Source organism: Amycolatopsis silviterrae (assembly GCF_042684085.1).
Taxonomy (GTDB): Bacteria; Actinomycetota; Actinomycetes; order Mycobacteriales; family Pseudonocardiaceae; genus Amycolatopsis; species Amycolatopsis silviterrae.
The window spans coordinates 101599-107937 of the sequence record NZ_JBHUKS010000042.1 but is presented as its reverse complement, the minus strand read 5'-3'; the positions used below and the strand labels follow the sequence as shown (position 1 = coordinate 107937).

Genomic DNA, 6339 nt, shown 5'->3' with positions numbered 1-6339 from the left:
CCACGGTCGGTGGCATTCCGAGTCAGACCGGCCCGGTGACCCCGCCCCCACATCCTCACAGTGGCATTCGTTGCGTCAGACGCACCGAATGCCACATTGGGGCGCTAGCCCCGCCCCCACCGCAACCGCCACCGACGCACCCAACCCACCAGCGCACCCACACCACCCCCGCACCCCGATACGAAGCCCAAATGCGGTCTGAGGGTGCTTGTCAAGGCATCTTTCCCGCCTTGACAAGCACCCTCAGACCGTCATCACAATCAGGCTTCGGGGTGCCCCCACAACCCACGAGGCGCAATGTCGCCGCTAGGCGACGAGCCCAGCCCGCAACGCCTCAGCAGCAGCCCGAGGATCCTCCGCCTCGGTAATCGCCCGAACCACCACAACCCGAGACGCCCCCGCCTCCACCACCTCCGGCAACCGCCCCAAATCAACCCCCCCAATCGCAAACCAGGGCCGCCTCGTCCCCAACGAAGCAGCAGCCCGAACCACCCCCAACCCAGGCGCCTCCCGCCCAGGCTTAGTAGGCGTAGGCCAACAAGGCCCAGTGCAGAAGTAATCCACCCCACCCTCCACAGCCGCCGCCGCGGCCTGCTCCTCCGAATGGGTGGACCGCCCAATCACCACATCCTCCCCAAGCACCCGCCGAGCCAGCGTCACCGGAATGTCGTCCTGCCCCAAATGCAACACATCAGCCCCGACAGCCAGCGCCACATCCGCCCGGTCATTCACCGACAGCAACGCCCCATGCCGAGCACAAGCCTCCGCCAGCACCTCCAACGCCGCTATCTCCTGCTTAGCCTCCAGCGGCGCACCCCCGGTCTTGTCCCGCAGCTGCACGATGTCCACCCCACCGGCAAGCGCGGCGTCAACGAACTCAGCGAGGTCTCCACGCGAGGCGCGGGCGTCGGTGCACAAGTACAGCCGGGCATCGGCGAGCCGGGCGCGAATTTGGTCTCCGGTCAAGGCAGGCATGGCGGTGACGTTACCCGCGCGCTACGGTGTGGGAGTCCGCACGGGAGCCCGAGGCACGGGCTGAGAGGGAGCTGCCGCTCCGACCGTGGAACCTGATCCGGGTCATGCCGGCGCAGGGAGCGTGATTCCACTGTGAACACCAGCACCACAACCGTCACTGTCGTCGGCGGCGGCGTCATCGGGCTGTCCGCGGCCTGGCGCGCGGCCGCCCGTGGATGGCGCGTCACGGTCGTCGACCCGGATCCCGTGCACGGCGGCGCGTCCTGGCTGGCCGGCGGGATGCTCGCGCCGGTCACCGAAGCGTGGCCAGGCGAGGAAGCCGTGCTCAGCCTGGGGGAGGCGTCGCTGCGACGCTGGCCGGGCTTCGCGCGCGACCTCGCCGCTGAAGGGACCGATCCAGGGCTGGCCGAGCACGGCACGATCGTCGTCGGGTTCGACAGCGCGGACGCCGGGCACCTCGACATCCTCGCCGGGTACCTGCGTTCGCTCGACCGCGACGTCGAGACGCTCACCGGTCGCGAGGCCCGACGGCTCGCCCCGGGCGTCGGCGCGGTCCGCAGCGGCCTGCATGTGCCGGGCGATTTGGCCGTGGACAACCGAAAGCTGCTCACAGCGCTGAGCGAAGCGGCTACGAAGCGTGGGGTCGAGTTCCGTCGCGAACGGCTTCACGACCTCTCCGAAGTCTCCGGCCCAGTGGTTCTCGCCGCTGGCGCGTGGACCGGACAGCTGCATCCGTTGCTGGAGCACGCCGTACGCCCGCTGAAAGGCGAAATTCTGCGACTGCGTCCGCGTCGTGGCTGCCTGCCGCCTCCGCCGTACACAGTGCGCGCGATGGTCGAAGGACGGCCGATCTATCTGGTACCGCGAGAAGACGGCGAACTGGTCCTTGGCGCGACGCAGTACGAAGCCGGTTTCGAGCAAGCCGTCACCGCACGCGGCGTACGCGAGCTGCTGGAAGGCGCGGAGCGGATTCTGCCCGGCATCACGGAGTACGAACTGGTGGAAGTCGCCGCCGGACTGCGTGCCGCAAGTCGCGACGCCTTGCCGTACATCGGCGAAGTGAGCGAAGGCGTGTACGCGGCTACCGGACACCACCGCAACGGTTTGCTGATGGCGCCCGCGACTGCGGACGCCGTGGTCGCATGGCTGGCTGGCGAAGCCCCGTCGGCAGAGATTGCCGCCGCGACGCCCGCCCGTCTGGTCGAGAAGGAGCGAGTCTGATGGAGATCAAGGTCAACGGCGAGTGGCGGGAATTCCCCGACGACAGCACCGTTTCCGCGGTCTTGGACGCGCTGGGAGCGGAGCGTCGGGGCGTGGCCGTCGCGGTCAACGGCGAGGTCGTGCGGCGCGGAGATTGGGAAGAAGCGGTCGTGCCGAAGGGCGCGCAGCTCGAAGTGCTGACCGCGGTTCAAGGAGGTTGAGCATGGACGACCTGATCATCGGCGAGCACAAGCTTTCGTCGCGGCTGATCATCGGCACCGGCGGCGCGGCGAATCTCGAAGTACTGGAGCGCGCGCTGGTCGCGTCCGGCACCCAGCTCACCACCGTCGCGATGCGCCGCGCCGACGCCGAGGGCGGTTCCGGCGTGCTGGAGCTGTTGCGGCGCTTGGACATCGAGCTGCTGCCCAACACCGCGGGCTGCCGGACGGCGGCCGAAGCCGTGCTCACCGCCCAGCTAGCCCGTGAGGCGCTGGAAACGAACCTGGTGAAGCTGGAGGTGCACGCCGACGACCGCACCTTGCTGCCGGATCCGATGGAGACCCTCGACGCCGCCGAACGCCTTGTGGCGGACGGCTTCACGGTGTTCGCGTACACCAACGACGACCCGGTCGTCGCCCTCCGCCTGGAAGAAGCCGGCTGCGCGGCGGTGATGCCGCTCGGCGCCCCGATCGGCACCGGGCTCGGCATCCGCAACCCGCACAACATCGAGCTGATCGTCTCGCGCGCGTCGGTGCCGATCGTGCTGGACGCCGGGATCGGCACCGCGTCGGACGCCACGCTGGCAATGGAACTCGGCTGCTCCGCGGTACTGCTGTCCACGGCGGTCACGCGGGCGGCGGACCCGGAACGGATGGCGTCGGCGATGCGGAGCGCGGTGGAGGCCGGGTACCTGGCGCGAGGGGCGGGGAGGGTGCCGCAGCGGTTTTGGGCGCAGGCGTCTAGTCCGCCTCGCTAGGGAGGTCGTGAGTGTCTATGCCGGTTCTAACCGGGATAAACACTCACGACCACCTTGCCGCGCACCCCGCCCTCCTCAAGCGCCCGATGCGCCCCCGCCATATCCGCCAACGGAAACACCCGATCCACCAACGGCCGCACCAACCCAGCGTCCACCCACCGCCTCATGTCAGCGAGCAAGTCGGCCTTGGGATTGCCGCTGAACCCCCGCACCCACCGCGTCGGACGCAGCGAGTTCGCCGCGACGTAGCCAACCGTGCGGACCGCATGCTCGAGGTCGAACGCAATCGCGACCATCCGCCCGCGCGGGGCCAGCATCCGCCGGAACTCGCCCATGTCGTGGCCGACCGTGTCGAGAACGACGTCGAACTTCCCCAGCTGACCAGGATTCCGGTAGTCGAGGGCGACGTCCGCGCCGAGTTCCCTTGCCAGCTCAAGGTTCTTGGCACTGGCCAGCCCGGTCACGTGCGCCCCCATCGCCTTGCCCAACTGCGTGGCCACAAACCCGACCCCGCCAGTCGCGCCGCGGACCAGGAGCCGCTCGCCCGGCTTGAGATGGGCTTTGTCGCGCAACGCGGTGATCGCGGTGATGCCCGCCAGCAGCGACACAGCTTCCGCCGGGTTGAGGCCAGCGGGCACGTGGTCTAGCCGGCCGGCGGCCATCACGTGGTACTCGGCGGCGGTGCCCATCTGCCGCCCGCCGCCCCACACCAGGTCGCCGACGGCGAACCGGCTGGTTCCGGGCTCGACGACCTCGCCGGCCAGGTCAAGGCCGATCCGCTTGGGAAAACGTTTGCCGCTGAACGGAAGCAGCTTTCCGGACCGCAACGAGAGTTCGCCGCCGTTGACCGACAGCGCGAGCACGCGGACGAGGACCTCGCCGGGGCCGGGCACCGGCTTCGGGACAGTGGTTTCCCGCAGGACCTCCGGCGGTCCGTAGCGGTCGTAGGTGATGGCACGCATCGAAGTGGAAGGCATGTTCCACTTTTAGCACAGGAAATGGAAAGGGGCTTCCGTTTGCGCTAAAGTGAGAGAGTGCCGGAAAGATCGACTCGGTTGCGCACTGACGCCGCCCACAATCGCGCGCAGATCCTCGAGGTCGCCGAGCGCACCTTCGAGACCGAGGGGCTTGGCGTGTCGATGAGCGAGCTGGCGCGCCGGGCCGGGCTCGGCGTGGCCACGGTGTACCGCCATTTCCCGACCAAGGCCGATCTCGTCGCCGAGGCCTTCGCCGAACCGATGGCCGAATGCGCCGGGATGCTGGACGAGGCGCTCGCCGACCCCGATCCGTGGCGCGGGTTCTGCCGGGTGATCGAGGAGACGTGCGCGATGCAGGCGCGTAATCACGGCTTCTCCGCCGCGATCGTCACCGCGCTGCCGGACCAGGTTGCCTTCGAGGAGTTGCGCGACCGGGCGCTGCGGGCGTTCACCGAGCTGATCCGCCGCGCGAAGGAGGCCGGTGCGCTGCGGGCAGATTTCGCGGTGTCCGACCTGTCGTTGATCCTGCTGGCCAACGGCGGGCTGCGCGCCGGGGCGGGAACGGCGGCCCCGGCGGCGTCCCGGCGGCTCGCCGCGTATCTGCTGCAGTCGTTCCGCGCCGGGTCGGCTGCGCCGCTGCCCCCGCCGGCGGAGCTTCCGCTCGACACGTCAGTGCTCTGATTGGGCGGGCAAGCTGCGCAAACGGCCCTGCCTTGGTGATTTCGCCCGCGCTTGACACGGATTGAGCACCGGTACGCCGTATGGTTGACGGCACCCTTTCCGGCGCACCCAGCGGCGGGCACCAGCGTCAGAAGGAGCCGATCGTGACTCTTTCCTCGGTCCAGGACGTAACGGGCCGGTTGTATCTAGCGGTGGGGCGGCTTTCCCGCTCGCTGCGGCAGGCGGGCGCGCCCGGGCCGGGGCACGGGTCGATCTCCGCGCTGGCCACGCTCGTCCACTTCGGCGAGCTGCGCCTCGGCGACCTCGCCGCCAAGGAGGGCGTCGCGGCGGCCACGATGTCGCGGATCGTCGCCACGCTGGTGGAAGCCGGCTACGTCACGCGCGAGTCCGACCCGGTCGACCGGCGCGCCTGGCTCGCCCGCGCCACCGAGGAGGGCGAACGTCTCGTCTCCGGCGTCCGCTCCACCCGCGTGCAGGAACTCAACCGCCGCCTCGACCGGCTCACGCCCGAAATGCGCGAGTCGATCATTTCCGCGCTGCCCGCGCTGGAAGCCCTGATCTCCGACGAGGGCTAGCGCTCCTCCGGAGCCAGCCGCCAGAACGCCGACACCGGGCCGACTTTCGCGCCCATCGGATAAGAGTGTTCGACGGCCTGCGAGACGAACCACTTGCCGTACCGCGCCGCTTCGACCACCGGCATGCCCTTGGCCAGCCCGGCGGTCAGCGCGGACGCCATGGTGTCGCCCGCGCCGTGCGTGTGCGGGGTCTGCCAGCGCGGGCCGGGCAGCTCCACGAACGTCGTGCCGTCGAAGAGCAGGTCGACGCATTCCGGGTCGGACTGCAGGTGGCCGCTCTTCACCAGCACGTACTTCGGGCCGAGCTGGTGCAGCACGACGGCCGCGGTGTGCATGCCCTCGCGATCGGTCACGGTCATGCCGGTGAGCAGCCGGACCTCGTCCAGATTCGGCGTGAGCACGGTGGCGCGCGGCAGGAGTTCGTCGCGCAGCGCGGCGAGGCCGTTGTCGTCGAACAGCGACTGACCGGTCATCGCCGCCGCCACCGGGTCGACCACGAACGGAATCGCGGTGTCCCGGCCGATCCCGGCCTTGTCGCAGGCCGCCGCGACCGCGTGGATGATCTCCGCGGACGCGAGCATGCCGGTCTTCGCCGCGCCGACGCCCATGTCCTCGGCGACCGCCTCGATCTGCCCGGCCACGATGTGCGGCGGCAGGTCGGCGCGGTCGTGCACGCCGAGCGTGTTCTGGACGGTGACCGCGGTGACCGCGACCAGGCCGTGCACGCCGCAGGTGAGGAAGGTCCGCAGGTCCGCCTGCAGTCCGGCGGCACCGCCGGAATCGGATCCGGCGATGGTGAGAGCGGAGGGCGGGCTCGGGTTCTCGGTCATGGGCGCGTTCCGGCTTCTGGTCTGGTCCGTGGTGGCGGTGGTTCCCGCACAGTCCACCACGATGGCACACCCGGTGTTCGCGCTGGTCCCTCGCGCGGCTAAAACCGCGGCGGCGGCTTCAGCAC

8 protein-coding genes and 1 riboswitch are annotated in these 6339 nt (G+C 69.9%); of the genes, 5 read left to right on the top strand and 3 right to left on the bottom strand.

Annotated elements, in window-relative coordinates; all coding sequences use genetic code 11:
• Positions 1 to 306: 306 nt before the first annotated feature.
• Positions 307 to 975 (bottom strand): thiamine phosphate synthase, encoded by a 669-nt coding sequence (gene thiE, locus ACFSVL_RS46570; protein ID WP_378314591.1) that lies wholly within the window; start codon positions 973 to 975, stop codon positions 307 to 309.
• Positions 976 to 1005: 30 nt separating this feature from the next.
• Positions 1006 to 1111, top strand: a riboswitch (TPP riboswitch).
• On the opposite strand from thiE, the gene thiO reads away from it, so the two are divergent.
• The 3 genes from thiO (at position 1108) to thiG (ending at position 3151) form a co-directional block, all read left to right on the top strand.
• On the top strand, positions 1108 to 2196 hold the full coding sequence (gene thiO / locus ACFSVL_RS46565) for a glycine oxidase ThiO (protein ID WP_378314589.1): 1089 nt from the start codon (positions 1108 to 1110) through the stop codon (positions 2194 to 2196). It overlaps the preceding riboswitch by 4 nt.
• Positions 2196 to 2396: a sulfur carrier protein ThiS gene (gene thiS, locus ACFSVL_RS46560; RefSeq protein WP_378314588.1), complete on the top strand. Its 201-nt coding sequence runs from the start codon at positions 2196 to 2198 to the stop codon at positions 2394 to 2396. The genes thiO and thiS overlap by 1 nt, the downstream gene beginning before the upstream one ends.
• Positions 2397 to 2398: 2 nt before the next feature.
• The gene (gene thiG / locus ACFSVL_RS46555; protein ID WP_378314586.1) at positions 2399 to 3151 is read left to right on the top strand and encodes a thiazole synthase; all 753 of its coding nucleotides are present in this window, start codon (positions 2399 to 2401) and stop codon (positions 3149 to 3151) included.
• 26 nt (positions 3152 to 3177) lie between these two features.
• Here the strand turns inward: thiG and ACFSVL_RS46550 are convergent, their stop codons facing one another.
• A complete protein-coding gene (locus ACFSVL_RS46550) occupies positions 3178 to 4128 on the bottom strand; it encodes an NAD(P)-dependent alcohol dehydrogenase (RefSeq protein ID WP_378314585.1) in 951 nt (316 codons plus the stop codon).
• Positions 4129 to 4185: 57 nt separating this feature from the next.
• On the opposite strand from ACFSVL_RS46550, the gene ACFSVL_RS46545 reads away from it, so the two are divergent.
• Together ACFSVL_RS46545 and ACFSVL_RS46540 are read left to right on the top strand one after the other, a co-directional pair.
• Positions 4186 to 4809, top strand: coding sequence for a TetR/AcrR family transcriptional regulator (locus ACFSVL_RS46545; protein WP_378314583.1), 624 nt, complete (start codon positions 4186 to 4188; stop codon positions 4807 to 4809).
• A gap of 143 nt (positions 4810 to 4952) precedes the next feature.
• Complete coding sequence (locus tag ACFSVL_RS46540) at positions 4953 to 5384, top strand: MarR family winged helix-turn-helix transcriptional regulator (RefSeq protein ID WP_378314581.1); 432 nt, start codon at positions 4953 to 4955, stop codon at positions 5382 to 5384.
• Here the strand turns inward: ACFSVL_RS46540 and thiD are convergent.
• Positions 5381 to 6214, bottom strand: a complete 834-nt coding sequence (thiD, locus tag ACFSVL_RS46535; protein ID WP_378314579.1) for a bifunctional hydroxymethylpyrimidine kinase/phosphomethylpyrimidine kinase — start codon at positions 6212 to 6214, stop codon at positions 5381 to 5383. The genes ACFSVL_RS46540 and thiD overlap by 4 nt on opposite strands.
• Positions 6215 to 6339: the final 125 nt, after the last annotated feature.